We start from the raw sequence: 25,750 nt of genomic DNA, 5'->3' as shown, positions 1-25,750 counted from the left end.
TAAGATGACAAGGACATTCGCGGGCGTGGTTCTGCTGCCGATGGCGCTAGCGCTGAGCGGGCAAGCCGCGCCGCCGGCGATCGATGCGCAGCGCATGTCGGAGATCACGCGCGTGCTGGCTTCTGACGACTTCCAGGGTCGCTCGATGGGCACGCCGGGTGAAGAGAAAACGGTTGCTTATCTGATCGAGCAATTCAAGGCGGCGGGGCTCGAGCCGGGCGGCGAGAATGGCGGGTGGACGCAGGCGGTGCCGCTCATCCGCACCAAGCTGCAGGCGCCGCGCGTGTCGCTTTCGCAAGGCGGCGCGGCGATCCCGCTGCGCTTCCCCGAGGACATTTACCTGAGCACGACGCGCGCGGTCGATCAGGCGCGCATCGCCAACGCGCCGATCGTCTTCGTCGGTTACGGATCAAGCGCGCCCGAGCGCGGTTGGGACGATTACAAGGGCGCCGACCTGACCGGCAAGATCGCGCTGTTCCTGGTCAACGACAATGATTTCGAAGCCGCCGCGGGCGAGCCGGTCGCGGGCAAGTTCAACGCCAAGGCGATGACCTATTATGGGCGCTGGACCTACAAGTTCGAGGAAGTCGCGCGGCGCGGGGCGATCGGCGCTTTGATCGTCCACGAGACCGAGGGCGCGGGCTACGGCTGGAACGTCGTGCAGAGCGCGATGGGGGAGAATTTCAATATCGTCCTTCCGCCAGGCGCGCGCCAGCCGGTGCTTCTGCAAGGCTGGATCCAGCGCGCGGCGGGCGAGGCGCTACTGAAGCGCGAAGGGCTCGATTACGAAACGCTTAAGCGGCAGGCGCGTACGGCGGCCTTTCGCCCGATCCCGCTCAAGGCGACCTTGTCGGCAGAGGCGGGCGTCGACCTGACCCGCATCATGAGCAAGAATGTGATCGGCAAGCTGACCGGCTCGGCCTATCCGGACGAGACCGTCAGCTATGGCGGGCATTGGGATGCCTATGGCGTCGGCGCGCCCGATGCGCAGGGGCGCACCATCCGCCCCGGCGCGGCCGACGACGGGCTCGGCACCGCGGCGATGATCGAGATCGCGCGCAAGTTCGCCGCCGGGCCGCGGCCACAGCGCACCCTTGTCTTCGCATCATGGACGGCGGAGGAGCGCGGGCTGCTCGGGAGCGAATATTATGCGCAGCATCCGATCTACCCGCATGAGAAGATGGCGGCGAACCTGACGCTCGACACGCTGCAATGGGCCGGGCCGACGCGCGACACCTTGCTCATCGGCAAGGGCCAGAGCGAGCTCGAACGCTATCTCGAGGAGGGCGCGCGGGCGCAGGGGCGCTACGTGACCGTCGAGGGCAATCCCGAGCGCGGCCTGTTCTACCGCGCCGACCATTTCACGCTCGCCAAGCGTGGCGTGCCGGTGCTGCTGAGCATGGCGCTTGCAGGTCCGTACGATCTGCAGAGCGGCGGGCGCGAAGCGGGCAAGCGCTGGCTCGATGCGTTCACTGCCAGCTGCTACCACCAGACCTGCGACGCCTGGGCGCCGACCTGGAACCTCGGCGGCGCGGTGCAGGAGACCGAACTCTATTACGAAATCGGCAAGCGCATCGCCAACAGCCGCGTTTGGCCGGCGTGGAACGCGGGCAGCGAGTTCAAGAAGGTGCGCGACGAAAGCACAGGCGCGCGCGGCGCGGCGCCGGACAAGGGTGAGCGCGGCTAGGCACTTAGGGCCGTCACGGGAATAAATCCCGTGACGTCGATCCGGTCGCTCGGCGCCGGTCGGCCGGCCTTCGCAGGCTCTTCGACATAAGCCGATCTTTGCGATGCAAAGCTCAGCTTATGCTTGGCTGCTCAAGACCTTCTTCACGCCCCGCGCGGCCTGCCGCAGGCGCTGCTCATTCTCGACCAACGCGAGCCGGACATAGCCTTCGCCTTCCTCGCCGAAGCCGACGCCGGGGGCGACGGCGACGTGGGCCTCGGTCAGCAGGCGCTTGGCGAATTCCATGCTGCCCAGCGCGCGGAATTGTTCGGGGATCGGGGCCCAGGCGAACATGCTTGCTTGGGGCACGGGAATGTCCCAGCCGGCGCGGCCGAAGCTTTCGACCAGCACGTCGCGGCGCTTCTTGTAGAGCGCGCGATTGTGATCGATGATGTCCTGCGGGCCGTTCAAGGCGGCGCAGGCGGCGGCCTGGACGGGGGTGAAGGCGCCGTAGTCGAGATAGGATTTGACGCGGGTCAGCGCGCCGATCAGCCGCGCGTTGCCGACCGCGAAGCCCATCCGCCAGCCGGCCATGCTGTAGGTCTTCGACATGCTGGTGAATTCGACCGCGACGTCCTTCGCGCCCTCGACCTGCAGGATCGACGGGGTGGGCGTGTCGCCGAAGTAGATTTCGGCATAGGCAAGGTCGGAAATGACGATCAGCTCATGCTCGCGCGCAAAGGCGATCAAACGCTCGTAAAAGGGCAGGTCAGCGACATAGGCGGTCGGATTGCTGGGATAGCCGACAACCAGCACCTTGGGGCGCGGCACGGTGTAGCGCATCGCCATGTCGAGCCGCGCGAAGAAGTCGTCACCGGGCGCGGCGGGGATCGATCGGATCGCGGCGCCGGCGATGATGAAGCCGAAGGTGTGAATGGGGTAGCTGGGGTTGGGGGCAAGCACGACGTCGCCCGGCGCAGTGATCGCCTGGGCGAGGTTGGCGAGGCCTTCCTTGGAGCCCAGCGTGACGATGACTTCGCTGTCCGGATCGACGGTGACTCCGAAGCGGCGCTGGTAATAAGCGGCTTGCGCCTTGCGCAGGCCGGGGATGCCCTTGGACGCGGAATAACGGTGCGCGGTCGGCTTGGCCGCGACTTCGGCGAGCTTGGCGATGACGTGCGCGGGCGGTGCGCCGTCGGGGTTGCCCATACCAAGATCGACAATGTCCTCACCGCGTGCGCGGGCGGCGGCCTTCATCGCATTGACCTCCGCAAAGACATAGGGCGGCAGGCGGCGGATGCGGTAGAATTCTTCGTCCATGACGCGACGCCATGACGGCCATTGTGCGGTGCATCAAGCCGTGGGTCGACCTTGCGTTAACTTCGCGCTAAAACGAGGCATTGCCGAACAGGCATCACGAGGGGGCAACCATGAAAAGAATTCTGCTCGCAGGCGCTGCGCTGGCGCTGATGACGACGCCGGCGGTGGCGCGCGACAACAGCGCCTATTTCGGCATCGAGGTGGGCCCGATGTGGGTGTCGGACGTCGACGCCGAAGTCGACGGGGTCGAGGAATTCGAAATCACGCACAAGCTGGGCGTCGATGGCGACCTTATCGCCGGCTACGATTTCGGCCTTCTTCGCGCGGAAGTCGAAGGCGGGCACAAATGGGCCAAGCACGACGATTATTCGGACGGCGTGGACACGGTCCCGGCGTCGGGCCATTCGCGCGCCTGGTCGCTGATGGGCAACGCCATGATCGACCTCGGCAATAACGAAACGGTCAATTTCTATGCCGGCGCGGGCGTCGGCATCGCCTGGGTTCGTCACTTCGTCGAAGAGGGCGACGACGACCTCGACGATGGCATCGGCGTGTCCGATCAAAAGCTTGCATGGCAGTTCATCGCGGGCGTGCGCGCGCCGGTGTTCCGGCACTTCGACGTCGGGGTGAAGTATCGCTATTTCAACGCCGGCAAGATCGAGGAAACGATCGACGACGAAGTGTTCGAAGGGCGTTTCCGCAGCCACAGCCTGCTCGCCAGCCTGATCTACAATTTCGCAGCGACCGCGGCGCCGCCCCCGCCGCCACCGCCGCCACCCCGCCGCCGCCGCCACCGCCCGCGACGCAGACGTGCCCGGACGGGTCGGTGATCCTGGCGACCGACAGCTGCCCGCTGCCGCCGCCCCCGCCGCCACCGCCGCCACCGGCGCCGGAACGCGGCAACTAAGGCCGGATCAGTCCCAGCGTGCGGCGGAACGCATCCTGTTCCGCCGCACGGAAAGCCGTGCCGCGTCCGCGCGGCGGATCGGCCGGAAGACCGGTGACGAAATAGGCGATGCCGTGGCCCGCGGCGCGATCGATCCACAAGCCCGAACGCACGCCATAGGCATCGCCGGCATGGCCGACGAAGGTCGCGCCGCGCGTGCCGGGATTGTCGGCGCAGCCCGCGCCTGAGGTCGGGATCTGCCGCGTGGCGAGGCCGTAGCTGCAGTAGAAACCGTCTTCGGTGTCGCCGTTGCGCCCGTCGAAGCGCCACACCTGCGTCAGCAGGGTATCGACCGACTGGGGCGACAGGATGCGCACGCCATCGAGCGTGCCGCCGCCGAGCAGCAGCCGCCCGACCCGCGCCAGGCCGCGCGCGGAAATGCGCAGGCCGCCCTGGGGCGAGAACAGCGATCCATTGTCGCCCAGCTTCCAGCGCGACAGATCGCAGGCCTCGCCATCGCGCACGAACACGGGACAGTCGGGCCGCTTGCCCTGCAAGTCGTCGCGCACGACCTTGCCGTCCTGACGAAGCACGACCGCGCGCGCGACCGCGGCGTCGCTGCACGTCGGCCAATTGAAACAGGCGTCGATCTTCATGGGATCGAGCACCTCGCGGCGCATCCAGATGTCGAACCGCTCACTGGTCATGTGCTCGATGATCTCGGCGACGATCGGGAAGTTCATGTTCGAATAATGGAACCGCCGGCCCGGCGGATTCGAAGTGTCCCACGAGGTGCGCGCCACCATCGCGGCTTCGACAGTTTCGCCCAGCGGAACAGCATATTGATCATCATGATCGCGCACCGAACTGGTGTGCGAGAGCAAGTGCCGCAGGCTCACTTTGTGGTCGGGATAAGCGGGATTGGTCGGCGTCCAGCCGAGATAGACCGAGACATCGGCATCGAGATCGACCGCGCCCGCCTCGACCAATTTCATCACGCCGATGGCGACGACCAGCTTGCTGATCGAGGCGATGCGCACGGGATCGTCGGGCGTCACCGCGCGGCCGGCGGCGGGGTCGGCAAGGCCCTCGGCGAAACTGCTGATCTCGCCATCGCGGGTGAAGGCGATTCCGACCTGGGCGTCGGGCGGAGCGGTGGGCGGTGTCATGGTGGCGCAGCCTGCAAGGAACGGGATCAGGAGGAGGGCGGCGCGCATGGTCGCCAGCCTAATCGCGATAGGCCGGCAATGACCAGCCGCGCGCAATCGCCGCGCCGCGCAAGGCGAAGCCGGCGATGCCCGCAACCAGCGCCGCGACCGGCACGGCGACGCCCACCAGCGCAAGCGCGACGAACAGGCCGGCGGCAAGCGCGGCGGCGGTGACGTAAAGCTCGGGCCGCATCAGGATCGACGGTTCGCCGGCAAGCACGTCGCGGATGATCCCGCCGGCGCAAGCGGTGAGGATGCCCATGCCGAAGGCGGGGACGGGCGCCACGCCGAACGCCAGCGCCTTGGCCGCGCCGTAGGTCGCGTAGGCGGCGAGGCCGGCGGCGTCGAACCACAGAAGCGCGCGCCCGGCGAAGCGGTCCTTGCTCGTCAGCCACACGAGCAATGCAGCGACGATGCAGATGAGCAAGGTGGCGTTGGTGTGGACCCAGAACACCGGCGCGCCGATCAGCAGGTCGCGCAGTGTCCCGCCGCCGATGCCGGTGACCGCGGCGAAGAAGATGAAAGTGACCAGCGTCTGGCGCTTCTCGGCGGCGAGGAGCGCGCCGGAGATGGCGAAGACGGCGATCCCGAACAGGTCGAGCCAGACGAACGCGGAGGGGAGGGTAGAGGCCACAGCCCAACGTAACCGTTCGTCCCGAGCGAAGTCGAGGGACGCGCTTGCCACGTGTCTCGACTTCGCTCGACACCAACGGAGGTTGGGGTGGAATTCTTCGTCGGGATTTGGGTTGACTGCGGCAACGGTCTACATGCCGCCCCATGACCAACGACACCAACACCAACACCACCCCCACCCTGCCGACGCTCGAAGACTGGCAGCATTGGACGCTTGTGATGGGGCGCGCACAGCAGATGATGATGGAATATTGGGCCGAGCAGATGAGCCGAGGGCAAAAGATGCCCGACTGGTCGTCGCCGGCGTTCGGTTTTGGCGCGCAGCCAAGCGGGGGCGCGAACGACCCGATGGCGCTGATGAGCGCGGGGGCGCAGGCCTGGGCCAAGGGGCTGGAGACGTGGGGCAAGATGATGGGCGGGGTGGTTGCCGCGCCGCCGGCGAGCGACACGCCGATCCGCGACCGCCGCTTCGCCGCGCCCGAGTGGCAGGAGAACCCGATCTTCGACACGATCCGGCGGAGCTATCTGCAAATCTCCGACCAGCTGCTGGGCCAGGTCGAGGAGGTCGAAGGCCTCGATCCCGACGCGCGGCAGAAATTGCGTTTCGCAACGCGCAGCTTCGTCGATGCGATGGCGCCGAGCAATTTCGCGGTGACCAACCCGCAGGTGCTCAAGCGCACGCTCGAGACGCGCGGCGAGAATTTGCTCAAGGGCCTGTCGAACATGCTGCGCGACCTTGCCGCGGGGCAGTTGACGCAGACCAAGCCGGGGGCGTTCGAGGTCGGGCGCAACCTGGCGACCACGCCGGGCAAAGTGGTCAAGGAAACGCCGCTTTACCAGCTGATCCAATATACGCCGACGACCGATGAGGTGCTGCGGACGCCGGTGGTGATCTTCCCGCCGTGGATCAACCGCTTCTACATCCTCGACCTCACGCCCGAGAAAAGCTTTGTGAAGTGGTGCGTCGACCAAGGCATTTCGCTGTTCATGGTCAGCTGGAAATCGGCCGACGAAAGCATCGCCGACGCGGGGCTCGACGATTATGTATTGAACGGCCAGGTCGACGCGATCGACACGATCCGCGACTTGCTCGATGTCGAGAGCGTCCATGCCATCGGCTATTGCGTTGCGGGGACGACGCTCGCGGCGACGCTCGCCTACCTCCAGGCCAAGGGGCAGGCCGACAAGGTCAAGTCTGCAACCTTCTTCACCGCGCAGGTCGACTTCAGCGAAGCGGGCGATCTCAAGCTGTTCCTCGGCGACGAAACGATGGGGCTGCTCCAGCAACTGACGGCGGAGAAGGGCTATCTCGACGGGCGCTACATGGCCGCGACCTTCAACCTGCTGCGCGGCCGCGACCTCATCTGGTCCTACGTCGTGAACAATTATCTGATGGGCGACGAGCCCGCGCCGTTCGACCTGCTCCACTGGAACAGCGACACGACCAACCTGCCCGCCGCGTGGCACCGCAATTATCTCGACACGCTCTACAAGGGGAACAAGCTGGCGGAGAAGGGCGGGATCTCGGTCGCGGGCACGCCGATCGACATCGGGTCGGTCAAGACGCCGAGCTACATCCAGGCCGGGCGCGAGGACCATATCGCGCCGCCGCAAAGCGTGTGGAAGGTGATGGACCATTTCGTGGGCGAGAAGCGCTTCGTGCTCGCGGGATCGGGGCATATCGCCGGGGTGGTGAACCCGCCGTCCGCGGGCAAATACCAATATTGGATCAACGACGAGCCGGCGGCGACGCTCGACGCCTTTGTCGCGGGCGCCAAGGAGCATGCCGGCAGCTGGTGGCCCGACTGGCGCGCGTGGCTCGAGAAGCAGGACGGGGCGAAGGTGAAGGCCACAGGCGCGCGCGTGCCCGGCAAGGGCAAGCTCAAGCCGATCGAAGACGCGCCGGGGAGTTACGTGCGAGCGCGGTAGCGAACCTCCCCGTTTCGGGGAGACGTGCTCTTAAATGATGCCGCCGCCGAGCATCAGGCGGACGACGCCGATCAGGATCACGAACAGGTTGAGGTTGCGGCCTGAATTGCTGCTCGACAGCATGCCGACCACCGCGCCGATGATCGCCAGCGGGATGATCAGCCAGTTGGCCCAGCCGAGCAATGGCAGAAAGGCGATCACCGCGAAGATCAGGGCGACGGCACCGATGAGGAGGGAGGCGATGTTGAGCATGGCTCGCGCTTCTACGCGTCCGGCGGCGAAACGCTAGTAGGCGGTCTTAACCGGCGAAATGCGCGCGAGCGTCTGGCCGTGGCACATGACGCTGACCGCGCCGACGTTTTGCTCGCTCGGCCAGCTGCCGCGGACTTCGCGCGTGACCGGGACTTGTGCGCCCATGCCGCTGCTGGTTGCGTCGAGTTCGACCACCACCTGGACGGGATAGCTTTCCATCACGCGGCTTCCGACGAAGCGCGCGGTCCAATCGGCGCTCGGCAAGGTGACATTGCCCTGGACGTGAAGCGTCGGGCGGCTGCCGGGGCCGGGCATGGCGTTGACCCAGGCGCGCCAGTCGCTCGACGACATCACCGGGCAGGGCGGGGGCGGCGGCACGGTCGGCGGCGGTGCGGGGACGGCGGCGCAGGCGGCGAGGGCCGCGGTGACGGAAAGGGTCAAGAACAGGCGCATGGAGGAGAAAAAGCGCGAGGTCGCCTTAGGTTTCCGCGCAAGCCAGATCATCCTCCCGGACGCGGTTGAGCCGCGCTTCGCGGACCAAAGAGAAGACGTAGAGCACCAGCGCAGTCCAAATCGCGCCGAAGGCGATCGCGTGGGCGGTGCCGAACGGCTCGTCATAGAGGAAGACCGCGCACAGGAACTGAAGCGTCGGCGCGAGGAATTGCAGCATGCCGAGCGTCGAATAGGGGATGAGGCGCGCCGCAGCAGTGAACAGGATCAGGGGGATGGCGGTCGCCGCGCCGGACATGATGAGGAACAAGGTGATCGTGCGATTGTCGCCGAACAGTGGTGCCCCGGCGAACGCATGCCAGGCGAGCCAGGCGATCGCGAGGGGCAGGAGAAGCAATGTCTCGACCGTCAGGCCGGTGACGGCATCGACCGGCGCGAGCTTGCGCAGCAGGCCGTAGGTGGCGAAGCTGACGCACAAGGTGAGGCTGATCCACAATTGCGCGAGCGCGCCGACGGCGAGCGCCGACACGCCCGCCGCGGCGATGGCGATGGCGGCCCATTGCAGGCGCGACAGCCGCTCGTGGAGGATGAAGCGGCCGAGCAGGACGTTGGCGAGCGGATTGAGATAATAGCCAAGGCTGCCGGCGAGGATGTGCCCGCTGGTCACCGCGTAGATGTAGAGCAGCCAGTTGATCCCAATCAGCGTCGCGGTGAGCGCAAGCCAGGCGAGGGTACGGCGATTGGCCAACGCCGCGCGCAAGTCCGCCGTCTTGCCGCCCATCAGGAGCAGCGCGAGCAGGAAGGGCACTGACCAGAGGATGCGATGGGCAACGATGCTGACCGACGGGATCGCGGTCAGCTGCTTGAAATAGATCGGGAGGACACCCCACAGGCTGTAGGCCCCAAAGCCGTATAGGAAACCGCGCCGCGCGTCGGGATAGTCTTGCGGCGCGGGGGCGGGCGATTCATTCGCCGTGGACCTAGCGGGGGTAAGGCGCGGGTGAAAGCCTATGATCAACGCGACTTTAGTTGAAACACGGCGCGGGCGCTGCCACTCTGCGTGCGGGTTCAAGGAAAGGTCGGCGTGCCAGTGGCTCGGATCAGCAGCGCAATGATGCGAACTGCGGCGGTCGTCGCGACCTTTGCCGTGGCGGCCGGCTGTCGGACGGCGCCCAAGATCCCCGACGGTGTCAGGCCCAGCGTCGAGGTCGCGCCGCCGGCCAAATCCGAAGGGTGGAAAGAGGTCGCGACCGATGCCGACGAAAGCCGGCTGGCGCGGCTGAGCGCGGCGTGGGCCGAGGGACTGAGCGAGACGCGCCGCAATTATGCCGGTGAAGTGCGCCGTGAAGGAATCCTGCTTCGTCCGGACGCCGCGCTGCCGCGACCCGCGCCAACGCCGGGGAGCTATAATTGCAGGCTGATCAAGCTCGGCCGAGCAACGCCCAAGACCCGTGCCTATGAAAGCTTCAAACCCTTCTTTTGTTACGTCGAGGTCGAAGGCGACCTTCTGACGATCGTCAAGCAGACCGGTAGCCAGCGGCCCGCGGGGCGGTTGTGGGAGGATGACGACCCCAATCGCCTGATCTTTCTCGGCAGTTTGGCGCTGGGCGATTCCCAACCGCCGATCGCTTATGGCGACGACCCGAAGCGCGACATGGCCGGGGTGCTCGAACGGATTGGTCCGTTCAAATGGCGGCTGACCATCCCGTGGCCGCAAAGTACTTCCAAGCTCGACGTGTTCGAACTGACGCCGGTCACGCGCCAACCGCAATGAGTGAGGGGGCGGGGCTGCTCGCCGATCCGCACGAAGTGCGCGCGATCCTGGTTGCGTCGGCCAAAGCGGGCGAAGCGATCACTTATTCGGAAGTGCTTGCGTTGCTCGGCCACCATTTCACGCGGCCCAAGATGCGCGCCTTGTGCAAGGTGCTGGCGTTCGTCGACGATGAGGCCGAGGCGCGGGGCGAGCCCGAGCTGGCGGTGCTGGTGGTGCGCCAGTCGGATCGGCTCCCGGGCCAGGGCTGGTGGGTCGGCGGGGCGAAAAAGCATGGACATGCCGGACCCTGGGAAGGACCCAAGGCGGCGCGCCTGATCCGCAAGCTGCAGCAAGAGGCGTTCGATTTCTGGGCGGAGGGCTGATAGGGGCCTCGCGTGAGCGACCCCCGCACCTTTACCGTGACCGACGACGACGACGGCATCCGGCTCGACCGCTGGTTCAAGCGGCACATGCCCGACGTCAGCTTCAACATCGTCTCGCGCTGGGCGCGGACCGGGCAGTTGCGGGTGGCGGGCAAGCGCGCCGCGCCGGGCGACCGCGTCGAGGCGGGGCAGGAAATCCGCGTGCCGCCGGTCGAGGTCACGCCGGCGCGGAGCGCGCGGCGGACGCCTGAGCGCAAGGCGCTGACGCCTGAAGAAGAAAGCTATGTTCGCGACATGGTGATCTTCGAACAGCCGACGGCGTTCGTGCTCAACAAGCCGCCGGGGCTGGCGACGCAGGGCGGGACCAAGACCACGCAGCATCTCGACCGTCTGCTCGACGGGCTGGCCGACGAGCGCGGGCGGCCCAAGCTGGTGCATCGCCTCGACAAGGATACGTCCGGCGCGCTGCTGGTGGCGCGTACGGCACGCGCGGCGGGCCATTTCGCCAAGGGCTTTTCGGCGCGCACGGCGAAGAAAATCTACTGGGCGATCGTCGCCGGCGACGTGCAGGGCGAGGATGGGACGATCGACGCCCCGCTCGCCAAGCAGCCGGGCACGGGCGGCGAGAAGATGCATGTCAGCGAGGAACATGGCCTGCCGGCCAAGACCCGCTGGCGGGTGATCGACCGCGCCGGCAACCGCGCGGCATGGGTCGAGCTGCAGCCGCTGACGGGGCGCACGCACCAGCTGCGCGCGCATATGGCGGCGATGGGCAATCCGATCGTCGGCGACGCCAAATATGGCGGGCCCGAGGCCTTCCTGACCGGCGGGATCAGCCGCAAGCTTCACCTTCACGCGCGGCGGCTCAAGGTCGATGCGCCCGAAGGCGGCAAGATCGACGTGACGGCGGAATTGCCACCGCATTTCGCCGAAAGCCTGACGACGTTGGGCTTCCAGCAAGCGGCGGGCGACGACCTGCCGCCGATTGCCGCGCCGCCCGCTCCCGGCAAGGCGGCGCGTGCGCGGATGTCGAGCCGGCGCGGCGAGCGCCGCTCGCGCGCCACGGCGCCCAAGGCAAAGCGACGATGAACCGCCTGGCGATCTTCGATTGCGACGGGACGCTCGTCGACAGCGGGGCGCCGATCTATGCGGCGCTCAAGGCCACATTTCGCGATGCCGGGCTCGCGCTGCCGCCGCCCGAAGTGTCGCGGCGGGTAATCGGGCTCAGCCTGGTCGAGGCCATGGCCGGGCTGACGACCGACATTGCGGACGTCGACCATCTGGCGCTGGCCGAATCCTACAAGCAGCATTTCATGGCCCTGCGCGCGGCCAATCTGGTCGAAGAACCGCTGTTCGACGGCGTGCTCGAGCTCCTCGACGCGCTCGAGGGCGACGGCTGGCTGCTCGCCGTCGCCACCGGCAAGTCGGACCGCGGGCTCAAGCATTGCCTGGAAAAGCACGGCATCCACGCGCGCTTCGTCTCGCTCCAGACAGCCGACCGCCATCCATCCAAGCCTCACCCGTCGATGGCGATCGAAGCCATTGCCGAAGCGGGGGCAAGCCCGGAAACGAGCTTCGTCGTCGGCGATACCAGCTTCGACATGGGCATGGCTGCGTCGGCCGGCGCAGTGCCGATCGGCGCCGGCTGGGGCTATCATGAGCGCGGGGAGCTGGTGGCCGCCGGTGCCGTCGCGGTGGCCGACCAGCCGCGCGACGTTCTCGAGCTTGTCAGGGAGCACGTCCATGCATGACGACAGCGTCTATCGGAACCGGCTGCTCGCCTACACTGCCGCGCGCGCCTTCGGGCTGGCGATCATGATCCTGGGGCTGGCAATCATCTATTCGGACCTGGTGCGCGAAGGCGGCTGGCCGCAGCTCGGCGCGATCGTCGCCATCATGGGCGTGCTCGACGCCTTGCTAGCGCCGCGGCTGCTCAAGAAGATGTGGGACGAAAAGGATGCGGCCGCAGCGAACGATCCGCCCGGTGCGTGAGCAGACGTGAAGCGTTTCTGGAAAGAGGTCAGCGTCGAGACCAGCGGCGCGGATTGGGGCGTGGCGCTCGACGGCAAGCCGTTGCGCACCCCGGCGCGGGTGGCGCTTAGCGTTCCAAGCCGCGCGCTGGCCGAGGCGATTGCGGGCGAATGGCGCGACTGCGGCGAGACCATCGACCCGCGTGCAATGCCGCTGACGGGCCTGGCCAATGCCGCCATCGACCGCGTCGCCCCCGACCGTCCGGCCTTTGCCGCGGGGCTGGCGCGCTACGCCGAAGCCGACCTTGCCTGCTATCGCAGCGAATGGCCGCCCGATCTGGTCGAGCGCCAGGTGGCGGCATGGGATGCGCTGCTGGCGTGGGCGCGGCGCCGCTTCGATGTCGACTTCGCGTCGACTTGCGGGCTGATGCACGTGGCGCAGCCGCCGGCGACGGTCGAGCGGCTGGCGCATGAAGTCGCGGCGCTCGATGCGTTCCGGCTGGCCGGCCTGTCGCCGCTGGTCACCGTGGGTGGATCGCTCATAGCCGGGCTTGCGGTTCTCGACGGCGCGCTGACCGCCGCCGAAGCGTGGAACGCTGTGAGCATTGACGAACGCTGGCAGATCGAGACCTGGGGCGACGATGCCGAGGCCGTTGCCGCGCTCGACAACCGAAAGCGCGATTTCATGGCCGCAGCGAGCTTCCTCGCGCTGCTCGACCCCGACCTTACTGGCCGGTGAGCGCGCGCACCGAGGCGACGAGGTTGGTCTGGCGATCCTTTTTCAGCCGTTCGGCGGCGACGATCGCGCGCACCTGCTGAAGGCAGGTTTCCACGTCATGATTGACGAGGACATATTCATATTCGGGCCAGTGACTGATCTCGGCCGCGGCGCGGGTCATTCGGTCGGAAATGACGCTGTCCGAATCGGTGCCGCGCGCGCGCAGGCGGCGCTCCAGCTCCTCCATCGACGGGGGCAGGAGGAAGATCGAGACGAGATCCTCCCCCATTGCCGCCTTGAGCTGCTGCGTGCCTTGCCAGTCGATGTCGAACAGGATGTCGCGTCCGTCGCGCAGCGCTTGCTTCACCGCGCCTTTAGGCGTGCCGTAGCGATAGCCGAAGACCGGCGCCCATTCGACGAACTCACTGCCGTCGATCATCCGCTGAAACGCAGCATCGTCGACGAAGATATAGTCGCGGCCCTCGACCTCACCCGGCCGCTTGGGGCGCGTGGTGGCCGAAACCGACATGGCAATGTCCGGGTCGGCTTCGAGCAGGCGGCGCGAGATCGTCGTCTTGCCGGCACCCGAGGGGGAGGAAAGGACGATCAGCAACCCTCTGCGCTGGCGGGGCGGCGGCTCGGTTGGGGCGTCCATGACTGCTCTTGCTTCGGGCGAGCCGTGGCCGTCAAGCGGCGGAATGATGCACTGCACAATTTTTCTCTTGAAATGGTGCGGCGCAATGCATATTGTGCACTGCAACATAATTACAGATTTGAGGAATTTGACGATGGCAGACGAAACCAAGGTTCAGGCGGAAGCCGCCGCCAACGCCCCGGCCAAGCTGGCCGACACGGTTGCCAAGACGGCCGAGAAGGTCGTTGCGGAAACCAAGCAGGTCGCCAAGCGCGAGCGCGCCGCTTCGAAGCGCCGCGTGAAGCGCGTCGCCGCTGCTGCCGAGAAGACCAATGCGCGCCGCACCAAGACGGCTCGCCGCAACACCCGCAAGGCAGTCCGCCAGACGACTGCTGTCGCCCAGAAAGGAATCGAAACCGTGACCAAGACCAACTTCTTCAACGGCTTCGACGCCGTTCCGGCGTTCGCGCCCTTCCAGTCGATGTTCGCCAATGCCGGTGAGCGCAGCCAGGACATGACGCAGCGCACGCAGCGCGTCGCCGAAGAACTGGCCGACCTCACGCGCGCCAACATCGAAGCGATGGTCGAAGCCGGCCGCGTTGCCGCCGAAGGCGCGCGCTCGATCGGCCAGGACGCTGTCGCTTCGGGCCGTGACGGCGTCGAGCAGGCTGCGGACGCGATCCGTTCGCTCGCCGAAGCCAAGTCGCCGACCGAGTACATGCAGCTTCAGGGCGAGTTCGCCCGCGCCTCGTTCGACCGTGCGGTCGCCGAGACGTCGAAGCTGACCGAAGCGATGGTCAAGCTGGCCGGCGAAGCCTTCCAGCCGCTTTCGAACCGCGCCACGGCCAATGCCGAGCGCTTCAACACGCTCGTTGCCTGACCCTCTCCCCTCCTAAAGTCAGGTAACGGACTGCGGCGGCCGCTCCTTTTTGGGGCGGCCGCCTTTTTTGTGCGCGACGAAAAAATGCCCGCCCTTGCGGCACCTTTTCAACTTGCCATATTTTAAGACGCTGATGGTGACACGCTTCCACATGATGGCGAACGGCCCCGATGACGACGGACTCGACGATCACGAGACCGGTGTCGCAACGCGCACGCGGCCCAAGACCAAAAAGCCGTCCAACTACAAAGTGCTGATGCTCAACGACGATTATACGCCGATGGAATTCGTCGTGCTCGTCCTCCAGCAATTCTTCTCGATGGGGATCGAGGATGCGACGCGGGTCATGCTTCAGGTCCACCAGCAGGGCGTCGCGGTGTGCGGCGTGTTCACCTACGAAGTCGCCGAGACCAAGGTCAGCCAGGTGATCGATTTCGCGCGGGAGAACCAGCACCCGCTGCAATGCACGCTGGAGAAGGCGTAGGTCTTTCCGTCATTGCGAGCGAAGCGAAGCAATCCGGGCCCATGGATTGCCACGTTGCCTTGCGGCTCCTCGCAATGACGGCCGCTTGTAACCGTTTCGTCACTCGCTAAAGCGCGCCGGTGGACAGTATCTGGATCAAGGGCGGAGCTCGCCTGCAGGGGGAAATCCCGATCAGCGGAGCGAAGAATGCGGCGCTGACGTTGCTGCCGTGCGCGCTGCTCACCGAAGAGCCGCTGACGCTCGGCAACCTGCCGCGCCTGGCGGATGTCGACACCTTCGCGCACCTCCTCAACCAGCTTGGCGTTTCGACCAGCGTGGCGGGGGTCAAGAAGGGCCAATATGGGCGCAAGATGACGCTCCAGGCCAACGACATCGCCTCGACCGTCGCGCCCTACGACATGGTGCGCAAGATGCGCGCGTCGGTGCTGGTGCTTGGGCCGATGCTGGCGCGGGCGGGCGAATCGACCGTGTCATTGCCGGGTGGCTGCGCGATCGGCGACCGGCCGATCGACCTCCATTTGAAGGCGCTCGAGGCGCTCGGCGCGACGATCGAGCTGGCCGCGGGCTATGTGAAGGCGAGCGCGCCGCGCGGCCGGTTACGGGGCGGCGACTTCAGCTTTCCGGTGGTGTCGGTCGGCGCGACCGAAAATGCGCTGATGGCGGCGGTCATGACCACCGGCCGGTCCAACCTCTACAATGCCGCGCGCGAACCCGAGATCGTCGACCTGTGCAATCTTCTGGTGGCGATGGGCGCGAAGATCGAGGGCATCGGTTCGGGCCACCTCATCATCGACGGCGTCGAAGGGCTGCACGGCACCGAATATGAGGTCATGCCCGACCGCATCGAAGCGGGCAGCTACGCCTGTGCTGCGGCGATGACGGGCGGGTCGATCAACCTTATCGGCGCGCGTCCCGAAGAAATGAGCGCGACGCTCAACGCCCTCGCCCATTGCGGGATGATCATCGAATTCCACGCCAAGGGCGTGCGTGTCAGCGCCGATTCCAAGATCCGGCCCGTTTCGCTTGCGACGTCGCCTTATCCGGGCTTCGCGACCGACATGCAGGCGCAGATGATGGCGATGCTCTGTTTGGCGAATGGCGACAGCATCCTTGAAGAGACGATCTTCGAGAACCGCTACATGCACGTGCCCGAGCTTCGCCGCATGGGCGCCGAAGTGGACATCCACGGCCGTTCCGCGATCGTGCGCGGGGTCGACAAGCTGACCGGCGCAAGCGTCATGGCCACTGACCTGCGCGCTTCGATGAGCCTGGTCCTCGCCGGACTTGCGGCAGAGGGCGAGACCGAAGTGCTGCGCGTCTATCACCTCGACCGCGGCTACGAGCGGCTGGAGGAGAAGTTGTCCGGCGTCGGTGCGACGATCGAGCGGCGGAGCGCGGGCTAGCATCATCCTCCCCGCGAACCCGCGGGGAGGATGAAAAACTAATCCACCTCGCTTAGCACGCGTTGGCCGGCGAGTTTGTGGACGCGGCCGTGCTTCATTACGAAGTCGACGCTTTCGAGCTCGCGGATGTTGGCCAGCGGATCGCCGTCGACGGCGATGATGTCGGCATCCTTGCCCGGGGCGATGGTTCCGATCGTGTCGGCTTTGCCGAGCAAAGTCGAGGCATCGACCGTCGCCGCGCGGATCGCGGCCATCGGCTGCATGCCGTTCTTCACCATCAGCGCAAATTCCTGGGCGTTGTCGCCGTGCTTGGACACGCCGGTGTCGGTGCCGAAGGCGATCTTGATGCCTTCGCGAACCGCCCGCGCGAAGCTTTTTTCCGCATTACCGGCGGCCTGGCGCGCCTTCTCATATTGGGCGGGCGTCAGTGCGCCGCGCTGGCCGTCGGCCACGGCCGCGGCGGGGGCGAGCAGGGTCGGCACGTAATAAGCGCCGGTCTGCTTATAGAGGCGGAAGGTTTCGTCATTGGTAAAGGTGCCGTGTTCGATCGACGCGACGCCGGCGCGAAGCGCGGAGTTGATGCCGTCGACGCCGTGCGCATGGGCGGCGACCTTGCGCCCGAACATCCGGGCGGTGTCGACCACCGCCTTCATCTCATCGTCCATCATCTGCTGCGCTAGGCCGCCGGCGACATTGCTGAGCACGCCGCCGGTTGCGGCGATCTTGATCACCTCGGCACCCAGCCCGACTTGCTCGCGCACTGCGCGGCGGCAGTCGTCGGGGCCGTTGCAGGTGTTGATCATCTTCGCATTGGCGATCTCGTAAAGGTCGCGGTTGAGGCCGTTGCGCGGGTCGCCATGGCCGCCGGCGACGCTGATGCCATTGCCCGCGGCAACGATTGTCGGCCCCGCGATCATCCCAGCGTTGATGGCGTCGCGCAGGGAGAAGATCAGGCGCGGGTCATTGCCGAGGTCGCGGATCGTGGTGAAGCCGGCGAGCAGGGTCTTGCGCCCATTGACCAGCGCAGTGAGCACCTCATCCTCATTGTCGCGCGTGTTCTGAAGCAGCCGTGCCTGCATGCGATCGTCGAGCCCGCGCAGGTGGACGTGCATGTCGACGAAGCCCGGCATGACCGTGCTGGTGCGAAGGTCGACAACCTGCGCGCCCGGCAGTTCAACGAAGCCGGGGCGGACTTCGGCGATTGTCCTGCCGCGCACGACAACCGTGGCGTTACGCATCGGCGCTTGCCCGGGCTGGGCGATCAGCGTGCCCGCATGAATGACGGTCACTCGCTCTGCGGGCTGGGCGAAAGCAGATGTGGTGATGGCTAGCGCCGCGCAGGCGGCGAGCAGACGCAATTTCATGACATGGATCCCCTTGTCGTTGCCCAAAGCGTAGCGCCGCAATTTGGCGGCGCAACCGCAACCTAGGGGGATTTGGCGAAGCGAATGCTGGTGCGTTCATACCCCATGTGGCGGTAGAAGGCGTGCGCGGGGCCAAGGCGATCGTTGCTGGTGACCTCGATAATCTTGCAGCCGGCTTCGCGCAGGCGGACTTCGCATTCTTCGACCAGTTTCCGGCCGATTCCCTTGCCGCGCAGATCCTTGGCAACCACGAGGATGTTGATGCGTCCGACGGGCGCGTCGCGATGGATGGCGTGCATGATGTGCAACCCGCACAGGCCGATTACCTTCTTGTCGAGCGCGGCGACCAGCGGCGCTTCGCCAAGCCTGGCGAGCCGCGCCACATTCGTGCGCGCCATCTTCTCGTCGATGTCGTGATTCAGCAATTGCATGAGGTCGGACAGCGCTGCGGCATCGGCGGGCCTTGCATCGCGAATCGTGAGCTTGGGTTCCGGTCGCGGCTTGGGCGGTCTGGGCGCGTGGCGGGGCGTGGCAGGCGATCCATGATCGCGCGCCGCCGCCTTCTTCGGCTTGGACTTGCGCAGCGGCTCTGCGACGTCGAGCGACGCGCCCCAATCCTGCGCGCCCATGTTGCGCAGATAATCGGCGACATCGTCAGGCGTTGCCGACGGGCTACCATCGGCCAGTCCGAACACGGCCGTTCCCTTGGCGTCGGTCAGGCCGACTTTGCCGAAGCCCGGCTTGCCTTCTTTCCGAACGCGCGAGCGAACCAGCTTCAACCCGCGGAAACGGGCCGAATCCGCCAGCGCGTCGATCGCGGGATCGCTCACAGCCCGTCGAGCAGGTGGAGGACGAGGCCGACCATCCCGCCGACCAGCGTGCCGTTGATGCGGATATATTGGAGGTCGCGCCCGACCGCGGCTTCGAGCCGGCCGGTGACCGTGTTGGCGTCCCAGCCGCGGATCGTTTCCGACACCAATTTGACCATTGATCCCCCGTAGCTCGCCGCCATGCCGACCGCGGCGCGGCGCGCGAACTGATTGATCGCGGCGCGGATGCGCGCGTCGCGCTCAAGCGTCGAGCCCATCGCCTTCATGACGTCGCCAAGCTTGCCGGCGAGGACGGCATCGGGATTGCGCGCGGCCTTGATCATCGCCTCGCGGGCGCGTTGCCAAAGCGCGTCGATCCACAAGCTGACCGATTGATTGTCGAGCAGTTGGTCCTTCATCTCTTCCACGCGGGCGCGGGTTTCCGGCTTGGTCTGCAAGTCGTTGGCGAGCTGAACCAGCGCTTCTTCAATCCTGATCCTCACCGGGTGGGCAGGATCGGTGGACATTTCCACCGTCAGTTTCTTCAGACCGTCGATGATTGCGTCGGCGAGCTTGGTGTCGAGCGCGGCCAGCTTCAGCACCCAATTGGCCTTTTTGTGCACCATGTCGCGGATGAGCGGCTCATTGGCGTCAAGAGCGCGGGCCATCCAACGGATCGCGGCTTCAAGCATGGGGACGTGCCGATCCTCGTTGATCGCCGAGGCGAGGGCATGACCAAGCAGCGGTGACACCTCCATCTTGCGCAGGCGGGTGGCGATGGCGCCCTTGACGATCCCGCCGAGCCGTTCGTCGTCGAGGCTTTCGAAGATGTCGGCGATAAGCCGCGAGGCACCCGCTCGGATTCGGTTGCCCTCCCCTGCCGGGGTCTGGAGGAAACGGCCCGCGGCGCCGGCCACGTCGATATTCTGCATCCTTCGCGCGACGACGGCGGGGATGAGGAAATTCTCGCGGATGAAATTGGCGAGGGTTTCCCCGATGCGGTCCTTGTTGCGCGGGATGATCGCGGTGTGCGGGATCGGCAGGCCGAGCGGGTGGCGGAAAAGGGCGGTGACCGCGAACCAGTCGGCGAGGCCGCCGACCATCGCCGCTTCGGCGAAGGCCTTGACGTAGGCAAGCGCGGGGTAGCGGTCCTCATAGGCCCGGGCGAGGGCGAACACCGCAGCCATGACGATCAGCAGGCCGGTCGCCACCCGCTTCATGCCCGCTGCGCCCGGCTGAACCGGGTTGAAACGCGCGAGCGGGTTGGCGGTCATGCGAACCATTGCAGCTCAATAGACGAGCTGCGCGCAAGGTTCATATGGGCCGTGTCACTCCGCCGGAACGGGCGTGCCGCCCTTGTGCGCATCGTCGCCGATGAAGCGGCGGAACAGACGTCCGATCCGCGATTCGAAGGAGATGGCGATCGAGAAATAGGCCGGCACCAGCAGCAAAGTGAGGATGGTCGAGAAGATGAGGCCGCCGATCACGGTCACCCCCATCGGCGCACGCCAGCTGCCGTCGCCGGTCAGCGACAAGGCAATCGGCATCATGCCCGCGACCATGGCGATGGTGGTCATGACGATCGGCTGCGCGCGCTTGTGCCCGGCTTCGTAGATCGCTTCGTCCTTCTCCATCCCGTGGTTCATCATCTCGACCGCGAAATCGACCAAGAGGATCGAATTCTTGGCGACGATGCCGAACAGCATGAGCACGCCGATCAAAACCGGCAGCGACACAGGCTGACCCGCGATGTGGAGCGCGATCGCCGCCCCCAGGGGCGCCAGCAGCAGCGAGCCCATGTTGACGAACGGGGCGAGGAAGCGGCGGTAGAGCAGCACCAGAACCGCAAACACGAGCAGGATTCCGGCACCGAGCGCGAGCAGGAAGTAATAGATCAGCTCGCCCTGCCATTTCTGATCGCCCAGATTGAGCTTCGACACGCCCTGCGGCAAGTTCTTGACCGTCGGCAGTTCGTTGATCTTGGGCCAGATATCGCCGCTGACGAGCCCCGGGCCAAGGTCGGCGCCAACCGCAATGCGGCGCACCTGGTCGGTGCGCTGGACGGTGGTCGGGCCCGAACCGAAGCCGATTTCGGCAACAGACTTCAGAGGCACCGACCCGCCGCTGGAGGTTGGGACAGGCAGATTCTCCAGCACTTGCAGGTCGCGCCGCGAATCTTCCGACAAGGACACGAGGATCGGGATCTGGCGGTCGGCGACGGAGAATTTGGCGCTGTTCTGTTCGATGTCACCAAGCGTCGCGATACGAATCGTCTGGCTCAGCGCGCCGGTCGTCACGCCAAGGTCGGCAGCCAGGTCGAAGCGCGGCTTGATGAGGATTTCGGGCCGCACCAGGTCGCCGCCGACGCGCGGCGCGCGAAGGCCGGGGATCGTCGCCATTTCTTCAGCGATCTGATTGGCAACGGCGTTGAGCTTCACCGGGTCGTCGCCGCCAAGATAGAGCATGATGTCGCGGCCCGCGCCGTCGGGGCCGCCGCCGCCCTGGCTCTGGAAGCTGACGCGCGCGTCGGGGATTGCCGCAAGCGTTGGGGACAGGTTGCGCTCGAACTCGGTGCTCGTCACGTCGCGGTCTTCCTTGAGCACTGCAATGACGCGGGCGTTGCCGACGCGCACACGCTCGAACACCGTGCCCGTGCTGGGATCCTTCCTGATGATCTCGGCCACGTGATCGGCGACGGCTTCGGTCTGTTGCAGGGTAGTGCCCGGCGGCAGGCTGATGTTGACGAACGAGAAGGGCCGGTTGAGCGGCGGCTGGAAGGTCATCGACAGCGTGGCGAAGAGAATCCCGCTTAATACGAGCGTCGCAAGGCCCGCGCCGACCATGTACAGCCGGTGGTCGCGGAAGATCGACATCACGGCGCCGCGGAACCCGGGGTGACGGGCGCGATAGGCATGCGCCTTGCTGGTATCCAGGCTCCACCCCAGCATGCGCAGATAAGCGTGCATCCACTTGAAGTCGGCGTGCGGCTGGGCGCCTTGCGACTTCAGGAAATAGGCCGCCATCAAAGGCGTGATCATGCGCGCGACGAGCAAGCTCATCAGCACCGAAACGACGACGGTGAAGCCGAACGCCTTGAAGAACTGACCCGAGATGCCCGGCATCAGCGCGACCGGCAGGAAGACGGCGACGATCGCCATCGTCGTCGCCAGAACGGCGAGACCGATTTCGTCCGCCGCGTCCATCGACGCCTGGTAGGCCGATTTGCCCATGCGCATGTGGCGGACGATATTTTCGATCTCCACGATCGCATCGTCGACCAGCACGCCGGCAACGAGGCTCATCGCCATCGTCGACATGAAATTGAGCGTGATCCCCAGCATGTCCATGAACCAGAAGGCCGGGATCGCCGACAGCGGAATGGCCAACGCCGAAATCAGTGTCGCGCGGATGTCGCGCAGGAATAGAAGGACGACGAGAACGGCAAGGATCGCGCCTTCGATCAAGCCTTCGATCGCCGAATGATATTGGCCCTTGGTGTAGTCGACCTCGGTGAACACCTCGTTGAAGCGAACGCGCGGGTTTTCCGCCTGGATCTTGCGCAATTCCGCCCACGACTGGTCATAGGTGGAGACTTCGGATTCGCCCTTGGCGCGCTGGATTTCGAACGTGACGACCTGGCGACCGTTCATCTTCGCCAGTGTGCGCTGCTCCGAATAGGCGTCCTTGACCTCGCCGATGTCGGCAAGGCGGACGAAGCGCCCGCCGGGCAGCGAGATCTGCGTTTGCGACAGCGCATAGGCGTCCTGCGCATTGCCGAGGACGCGGACCGATTGTTCGGACCCAGCGATTTCCGCCCGGCCGCCCGCGGCGTTGATGTTGCTCTGCCGCAGCTGCTGATTGACCTGCGCCGCGGTGATCCCCTGCGCCTGCAGCGCGGCGGGATCGAGAATGACGCGGATCGAACGGTCGACGCCGCCGGTGCGCGTGACGGTCGCCACGCCGGGCACCGCAAGCAGGCGGCGCGCCACGGTATTGTCGACATACCAGCTCAATTCCTCGACGCTCATGTCGGTGGTTTCGGCGCCGAGCGTGACGATGGCATCGCCGCCACCGGCATCGACGCGCGTCACCTGTGGCTCGAGGATCCCGTCGGGCAGGCTCCCGCGGACTTGGGCGATGGCATTGCGGACATCGTTGACCGCGACGTCGGTCGGGGTGCCGATTTCGAACTGGACGAACGTCTCGCTGACGCCTTCGCGAACCGTGCTGTTGATCTCGTCCACGCCATCGACGCTGCGGATCGCCGATTCGATGCGCTGCGTGATCTGGCTTTCCATCTCGTTCGGCGCGGCGCCCGGCTGCGACACGACGACGATGGCCGCCGGGAAGTCGATGTCCGGGAAGTTGTTCACCTGCATCTTCGAGAAAGAGAGCAGTCCAGCCAGCATCAGGCCGACGAACAGGACGATCGGCGGAACCGGGTTGCGGATGCACCAGGACGAGATGTTGCGAAAGTTCATGTCAGCTTGGCTCTCTTGGCTGGCGTCCTGTGATCAGCGCGCGGCCGCCTGTCGCCGCGGATTGACCTTTTGCCCCGGGTTGAGGAACGGGCCGGCGGAAAGGACCACCGCCTCGGTGCCCGACAGGCCTTCCGCGATGGTCACGCCGTTTCCGTCGACCGTCCCGATCTTGATCGAGCGCCGCTCGATCTCGTTCTTGCCGTTCACGATGTAGACGTAATTGCCCTTGGAATCGCTGAGCACGGCGCTTTGCGGCAGAAGCGGTGCCGTCGTCGCGCCGCCCGAGATGCGCGCTTCGGCAAAGCCGCCGGGACGGATGCCTGGCGCATATGGGATGGCGATGCGTACGTCGCCCAGGCGCGTCTGCGGATCGATCACCGGGGCGACCTGCCAGACCGAGCCCGAGATCGCTTGATCGGACCCGATCAGCGTGACGCTGGCGGGCATGCCGACGCGGACGAAGGCCAGATCCTGCTGCGACATCTGCGCGCGCAGCTCCATCGCGCCGCCTTCGGCCAGCCGGAACAGTGCGCCGGAGCCCGCGCCGACCACCTGACCGGCTTCGATGCTGCGCGACAGGATCAAGCCGCTGGTCGGCGCCGTGACGTTGAGTCGTCCGATCTCGGCGCGGGTCGCTGCGAGCTGCGCCTGGGCCACGCGTACCTGCGCATTGGCCGCGTCCCGGGTCGCCCTCTTCGAATCGATTTCGGCCTTGGACACGAAACCGCGCGACTGGAGCGCCAGCGCGCGCTCGTAATTATTCTGCGCCAGTGCGGCATTGGCGCGGGCGGCGTCAATCTGCGCGGCCAGTTGCGCCGCCTGCTGCGACTGTACCGAACGGTCGACAATCGCGAGCACCTGGCCTGCGCGCACCCAGCTGCCGGCATCGACAAGGACGCGGACAACCTTGCCACCACCGCCGGCAATGCCGATCGGCTGATCGCGCCGCGCCGCAAGCGGGCCGCTGGCGACGATCGTGCGCCCGACCTGGCTGCGCCCGGGAACGACGACGGTCACGGTCGGGACCTGCCCGCCGCCGGCTGCTGCGGCGCCCGGCGCCGCCTCCTCACCGCCGCGCATGAACATCAGCATACCGATCGCAAGCAACGCGATCAGAACCGCGGCGACGATGACCATCCTGCGCTTCCGGCGGGAATTGTCGGTCACCACGAGAGTATCTGAAGTACGGATCGAAGTTTCCCGGTTCATCATTCCCTGCCCAATTTCGCGACTCTTGCCCCACGGGTCGGGAGCTGTATTAGTCCAATAAGTCACCGAGCGCAACAGACGGTACCTATAGCGCCCCCGCCACCGCTTTTCGACCAACGACGGCACTTGTCTGGCAAGCGCGCGTTGGCGCAGTCTGGCGCCGGCAACGTCGACGCGCGCGGCGACACATTCAAGAGGGGACACGCAATATGATGGAAGACTACGGAATTCTCGCCTGGATCGTCATCGGCGGCATCGCCGGCGGCATCGCCAAGCTGCTGATGCCCGGCAAAGATCCGGGCGGCTGCATTGTCACCATCCTGCTGGGTGTTGCGGGTGCGCTTGTGGCGGGATGGCTGGGACGCCTGGTCGGCTGGTATGACGCTGGCGACCAGGGGGCGGGCTTCATCGCCGCCATCGTCGGCGCCTTTCTGATCCTGCTGATCTACCGCGTCGTCGCGGGCCGCCGACGGGTCTAGCCGCCGCCCGTTCAGGAAACAGCCATGGGCCGCGGGCAAGCCTCGCGGCCCCATTGCTGTTTCAAGGAGCGGAAAGATGACACGTGTTTTGCTGGCGGCGGCGGCGGCGGCGCTTGGTGCGCTCGCGCTCACAAGCGGGGCGAACGCACAGCCGACCGCGGCGATCGCGCAGAGCATCAGCGGAACACGCCTCGACGTCAGCGCGACCGGCGATGCGACGCGGGTTCCCGATATCGCCAATATCAACGCCGGCGTGGTGACCCGCGCGGCCAGCGCGCGTGCCGCGCTGGCGCAGAACGCTGCGCGCATGGAGCGCGTGCGTGCCGCCTTGAAGCGCGCCGGAATCGCCGACCGCGACATCCAGACGAGCAACATCAGCCTCAACCCCGAATATCGCTACGTCCAGGACCGTGCGCCGACGCTGACCGGCTACACTGCGTCCAACCAGGTCAATGTGCGCTTCCGCGACATCGCCAAGACCGGCGACATCCTCGATGCCTTGGTCGCCGAGGGCGCCAACCAGATCAACGGCCCGACGCTGTCGATCGACGAGCCCGAGGGCGCGCTCAACGAGGCGCGGACCAAGGCACTGGCGGCCGGCCGCGCCCGCGCCGAGCTTTACGCCCGTGCACTGAACATGCGCGTCGTGCGGCTGTTGTCGGTGAGCGAAAGCGGCAACCGCGGCTTCCAGCCGCCGGTGCCGGTGATGATGGAAGCGCGCGCGGCGAGCAGTGACGCCTCAACCAAGATCGATCCGGGCGAACAGAAGCTGTCGATCACGCTCGGGATGGTGTTCGAGCTTCAGTAACGCGGATAAGAATAGGGCCGCGCGGCTCATG

26 protein-coding genes are annotated in these 25,750 nt (G+C 66.3%); 14 read left to right on the top strand and 12 right to left on the bottom strand.

The genetic code is table 11. The features are described 5' to 3' along the window. Positions 1-4 precede the first annotated feature (4 nt). Positions 5-1,687, top strand: a complete 1,683-nt coding sequence (locus tag H9L13_RS12490; protein WP_187537977.1) for a M28 family peptidase — start codon at positions 5-7, stop codon at positions 1,685-1,687. A gap of 117 nt (positions 1,688-1,804) precedes the next feature. Here the strand turns inward: H9L13_RS12490 and H9L13_RS12485 are convergent, their stop codons facing one another. Continuing rightward, positions 1,805-2,986, bottom strand: a complete 1,182-nt coding sequence (locus H9L13_RS12485) for an LL-diaminopimelate aminotransferase (RefSeq protein WP_187537976.1) — start codon at positions 2,984-2,986, stop codon at positions 1,805-1,807. 110 nt (positions 2,987-3,096) lie between these two features. Here H9L13_RS12485 and H9L13_RS12480 point away from each other — a divergent pair, with 110 nt between their 5' ends. Further along, positions 3,097-3,816, top strand: a complete 720-nt coding sequence (locus tag H9L13_RS12480) for an outer membrane protein (RefSeq protein ID WP_187537975.1) — start codon at positions 3,097-3,099, stop codon at positions 3,814-3,816. Between the two features lie 73 nt (positions 3,817-3,889). Here H9L13_RS12480 and H9L13_RS12475 read toward each other — a convergent pair whose 3' ends face one another. Further along, positions 3,890-5,089: a serine hydrolase domain-containing protein gene (locus H9L13_RS12475; RefSeq protein WP_223176456.1), complete on the bottom strand. Its 1,200-nt coding sequence runs from the start codon at positions 5,087-5,089 to the stop codon at positions 3,890-3,892. Positions 5,090-5,099: 10 nt separating this feature from the next. Then, positions 5,100-5,714, bottom strand: a complete 615-nt coding sequence (locus H9L13_RS12470; RefSeq protein ID WP_187540438.1) for a trimeric intracellular cation channel family protein — start codon at positions 5,712-5,714, stop codon at positions 5,100-5,102. Between the two features lie 143 nt (positions 5,715-5,857). On the opposite strand from H9L13_RS12470, the gene H9L13_RS12465 reads away from it, so the two are divergent. Continuing rightward, positions 5,858-7,642, top strand: a complete 1,785-nt coding sequence (locus H9L13_RS12465) for a PHA/PHB synthase family protein (protein ID WP_187537974.1) — start codon at positions 5,858-5,860, stop codon at positions 7,640-7,642. Between the two features lie 30 nt (positions 7,643-7,672). On the opposite strand, the gene H9L13_RS12460 is transcribed toward H9L13_RS12465, so the two are convergent. Genes H9L13_RS12460 through rarD form a run of 3 tightly spaced genes read right to left on the bottom strand, consistent with a single transcriptional unit; the run spans position 7,673 to position 9,362 of the window. Further along, positions 7,673-7,894, bottom strand: coding sequence for a hypothetical protein (locus H9L13_RS12460; protein ID WP_187537973.1), 222 nt, complete (start codon positions 7,892-7,894; stop codon positions 7,673-7,675). Between the two features lie 33 nt (positions 7,895-7,927). Further along, positions 7,928-8,335: a hypothetical protein gene (locus tag H9L13_RS12455; RefSeq protein ID WP_187537972.1), complete on the bottom strand. Its 408-nt coding sequence runs from the start codon at positions 8,333-8,335 to the stop codon at positions 7,928-7,930. Positions 8,336-8,372: 37 nt separating this feature from the next. Next, on the bottom strand, positions 8,373-9,362 hold the full coding sequence (gene rarD, locus H9L13_RS12450) for an EamA family transporter RarD (protein ID WP_244954815.1): 990 nt from the start codon (positions 9,360-9,362) through the stop codon (positions 8,373-8,375). 93 nt (positions 9,363-9,455) lie between these two features. Here rarD and H9L13_RS12445 point away from each other — a divergent pair, with 93 nt between their 5' ends. Genes H9L13_RS12445 through H9L13_RS12420 form a run of 6 tightly spaced genes read left to right on the top strand, consistent with a single transcriptional unit; the run spans position 9,456 to position 13,189 of the window. Beyond that, positions 9,456-10,118: a DUF4893 domain-containing protein gene (locus H9L13_RS12445; protein WP_187537971.1), complete on the top strand. Its 663-nt coding sequence runs from the start codon at positions 9,456-9,458 to the stop codon at positions 10,116-10,118. Further along, complete coding sequence (locus H9L13_RS12440) at positions 10,115-10,480, top strand: ribose-phosphate pyrophosphokinase (RefSeq protein WP_187537970.1); 366 nt, start codon at positions 10,115-10,117, stop codon at positions 10,478-10,480. Before H9L13_RS12445 ends, H9L13_RS12440 begins: the two co-directional genes overlap by 4 nt. A gap of 12 nt (positions 10,481-10,492) precedes the next feature. Then, on the top strand, positions 10,493-11,569 hold the full coding sequence (locus tag H9L13_RS12435) for an RluA family pseudouridine synthase (protein WP_235091005.1): 1,077 nt from the start codon (positions 10,493-10,495) through the stop codon (positions 11,567-11,569). Further along, positions 11,566-12,231 (top strand): HAD-IA family hydrolase, encoded by a 666-nt coding sequence (locus H9L13_RS12430; RefSeq protein WP_187537969.1) that lies wholly within the window; start codon positions 11,566-11,568, stop codon positions 12,229-12,231. Before H9L13_RS12435 ends, H9L13_RS12430 begins: the two co-directional genes overlap by 4 nt. Further along, complete coding sequence (locus H9L13_RS12425; protein WP_187537968.1) at positions 12,224-12,472, top strand: hypothetical protein; 249 nt, start codon at positions 12,224-12,226, stop codon at positions 12,470-12,472. The genes H9L13_RS12430 and H9L13_RS12425 overlap by 8 nt, the downstream gene beginning before the upstream one ends. Positions 12,473-12,478: 6 nt before the next feature. After that, positions 12,479-13,189, top strand: coding sequence for an ATP12 family chaperone protein (locus H9L13_RS12420; RefSeq protein ID WP_187537967.1), 711 nt, complete (start codon positions 12,479-12,481; stop codon positions 13,187-13,189). On the opposite strand, the gene gmk is transcribed toward H9L13_RS12420, so the two are convergent. After that, positions 13,176-13,823, bottom strand: a complete 648-nt coding sequence (gene gmk / locus H9L13_RS12415) for a guanylate kinase (protein ID WP_187537966.1) — start codon at positions 13,821-13,823, stop codon at positions 13,176-13,178. The genes H9L13_RS12420 and gmk overlap by 14 nt on opposite strands. 133 nt (positions 13,824-13,956) lie before the next feature. Between gmk and H9L13_RS12410 the strand changes: the two genes are divergently transcribed. The 3 genes from H9L13_RS12410 (at position 13,957) to murA (ending at position 16,569) form a co-directional block, all read left to right on the top strand. After that, on the top strand, positions 13,957-14,682 hold the full coding sequence (locus tag H9L13_RS12410) for a phasin family protein (protein ID WP_187537965.1): 726 nt from the start codon (positions 13,957-13,959) through the stop codon (positions 14,680-14,682). A gap of 151 nt (positions 14,683-14,833) precedes the next feature. Then, positions 14,834-15,166 carry an ATP-dependent Clp protease adapter ClpS gene (clpS, locus tag H9L13_RS12405; RefSeq protein ID WP_235091352.1) on the top strand — a complete coding sequence of 111 codons (333 nt, stop codon included), beginning with the start codon at positions 14,834-14,836 and terminating at the stop codon, positions 15,164-15,166. A gap of 119 nt (positions 15,167-15,285) precedes the next feature. Continuing rightward, entirely contained in the window at positions 15,286-16,569 is a 1,284-nt protein-coding gene (gene murA / locus H9L13_RS12400; RefSeq protein ID WP_187537963.1) for a UDP-N-acetylglucosamine 1-carboxyvinyltransferase, read from the top strand. Positions 16,570-16,607: 38 nt separating this feature from the next. Here murA and H9L13_RS12395 read toward each other — a convergent pair whose 3' ends face one another. The 5 genes from H9L13_RS12395 to H9L13_RS12375 all read right to left on the bottom strand — a co-directional run bounded on the left by H9L13_RS12395 (position 16,608) and on the right by H9L13_RS12375 (position 24,432). Continuing rightward, positions 16,608-17,933: a metal-dependent hydrolase family protein gene (locus tag H9L13_RS12395; protein ID WP_187537962.1), complete on the bottom strand. Its 1,326-nt coding sequence runs from the start codon at positions 17,931-17,933 to the stop codon at positions 16,608-16,610. A 62-nt stretch (positions 17,934-17,995) separates the two neighbouring features. Beyond that, positions 17,996-18,763, bottom strand: a complete 768-nt coding sequence (locus tag H9L13_RS12390; RefSeq protein ID WP_187537961.1) for a GNAT family N-acetyltransferase — start codon at positions 18,761-18,763, stop codon at positions 17,996-17,998. Beyond that, positions 18,760-20,016 (bottom strand): DUF445 domain-containing protein, encoded by a 1,257-nt coding sequence (locus H9L13_RS12385; protein WP_235091351.1) that lies wholly within the window; start codon positions 20,014-20,016, stop codon positions 18,760-18,762. The genes H9L13_RS12390 and H9L13_RS12385 overlap by 4 nt, the downstream gene beginning before the upstream one ends. A 54-nt stretch (positions 20,017-20,070) precedes the next feature. Beyond that, positions 20,071-23,223, bottom strand: coding sequence for an efflux RND transporter permease subunit (locus H9L13_RS12380; RefSeq protein ID WP_187537960.1), 3,153 nt, complete (start codon positions 23,221-23,223; stop codon positions 20,071-20,073). Positions 23,224-23,256: 33 nt separating this feature from the next. Beyond that, positions 23,257-24,432, bottom strand: coding sequence for an efflux RND transporter periplasmic adaptor subunit (locus tag H9L13_RS12375; protein ID WP_187540430.1), 1,176 nt, complete (start codon positions 24,430-24,432; stop codon positions 23,257-23,259). A gap of 209 nt (positions 24,433-24,641) precedes the next feature. Here H9L13_RS12375 and H9L13_RS12370 point away from each other — a divergent pair, with 209 nt between their 5' ends. Further along, complete coding sequence (locus H9L13_RS12370; protein WP_235091004.1) at positions 24,642-24,911, top strand: GlsB/YeaQ/YmgE family stress response membrane protein; 270 nt, start codon at positions 24,642-24,644, stop codon at positions 24,909-24,911. A 76-nt stretch (positions 24,912-24,987) separates the two neighbouring features. Next, entirely contained in the window at positions 24,988-25,719 is a 732-nt protein-coding gene (locus H9L13_RS12365; protein WP_187537959.1) for an SIMPL domain-containing protein, read from the top strand. Positions 25,720-25,750 lie beyond the last annotated feature (31 nt).

The sequence above is a fragment of the Sphingomonas lutea genome (assembly GCF_014396785.1).
GTDB lineage: Bacteria > Pseudomonadota > Alphaproteobacteria > Sphingomonadales > Sphingomonadaceae > Sphingomicrobium > Sphingomicrobium luteum.
The sequence above is the reverse complement of the archived record's forward strand: the minus strand, read 5'-3'. Positions and strand labels throughout refer to the sequence as shown.

Coding starts and splice junctions, on each gene's coding strand:
- clpS (WP_235091352.1), top strand. CDS start 14,834: ATGATGGCGAACGGCCCCGATGACGACGGACTCGACGATCACGAGACC.
- H9L13_RS12460 (WP_187537973.1), bottom strand. CDS start 7,894: ATGCTCAACATCGCCTCCCTCCTCATCGGTGCCGTCGCCCTGATCTTC.
- H9L13_RS12465 (WP_187537974.1), top strand. CDS start 5,858: ATGACCAACGACACCAACACCAACACCACCCCCACCCTGCCGACGCTC.
- H9L13_RS12395 (WP_187537962.1), bottom strand. CDS start 17,933: ATGAAATTGCGTCTGCTCGCCGCCTGCGCGGCGCTAGCCATCACCACA.
- H9L13_RS12385 (WP_235091351.1), bottom strand. CDS start 20,016: ATGACCGCCAACCCGCTCGCGCGTTTCAACCCGGTTCAGCCGGGCGCA.
- H9L13_RS12370 (WP_235091004.1), top strand. CDS start 24,642: ATGATGGAAGACTACGGAATTCTCGCCTGGATCGTCATCGGCGGCATC.
- H9L13_RS12480 (WP_187537975.1), top strand. CDS start 3,097: ATGAAAAGAATTCTGCTCGCAGGCGCTGCGCTGGCGCTGATGACGACG.
- gmk (WP_187537966.1), bottom strand. CDS start 13,823: ATGGACGCCCCAACCGAGCCGCCGCCCCGCCAGCGCAGAGGGTTGCTG.
- H9L13_RS12475 (WP_223176456.1), bottom strand. CDS start 5,089: ATGCGCGCCGCCCTCCTCCTGATCCCGTTCCTTGCAGGCTGCGCCACC.
- H9L13_RS12380 (WP_187537960.1), bottom strand. CDS start 23,223: ATGAACTTTCGCAACATCTCGTCCTGGTGCATCCGCAACCCGGTTCCG.
- H9L13_RS12425 (WP_187537968.1), top strand. CDS start 12,224: ATGCATGACGACAGCGTCTATCGGAACCGGCTGCTCGCCTACACTGCC.
- H9L13_RS12430 (WP_187537969.1), top strand. CDS start 11,566: ATGAACCGCCTGGCGATCTTCGATTGCGACGGGACGCTCGTCGACAGC.
- H9L13_RS12490 (WP_187537977.1), top strand. CDS start 5: ATGACAAGGACATTCGCGGGCGTGGTTCTGCTGCCGATGGCGCTAGCG.
- H9L13_RS12410 (WP_187537965.1), top strand. CDS start 13,957: ATGGCAGACGAAACCAAGGTTCAGGCGGAAGCCGCCGCCAACGCCCCG.
- H9L13_RS12485 (WP_187537976.1), bottom strand. CDS start 2,986: ATGGACGAAGAATTCTACCGCATCCGCCGCCTGCCGCCCTATGTCTTT.
- H9L13_RS12365 (WP_187537959.1), top strand. CDS start 24,988: ATGACACGTGTTTTGCTGGCGGCGGCGGCGGCGGCGCTTGGTGCGCTC.
- H9L13_RS12445 (WP_187537971.1), top strand. CDS start 9,456: ATGATGCGAACTGCGGCGGTCGTCGCGACCTTTGCCGTGGCGGCCGGC.
- H9L13_RS12440 (WP_187537970.1), top strand. CDS start 10,115: ATGAGTGAGGGGGCGGGGCTGCTCGCCGATCCGCACGAAGTGCGCGCG.
- H9L13_RS12375 (WP_187540430.1), bottom strand. CDS start 24,432: ATGAACCGGGAAACTTCGATCCGTACTTCAGATACTCTCGTGGTGACC.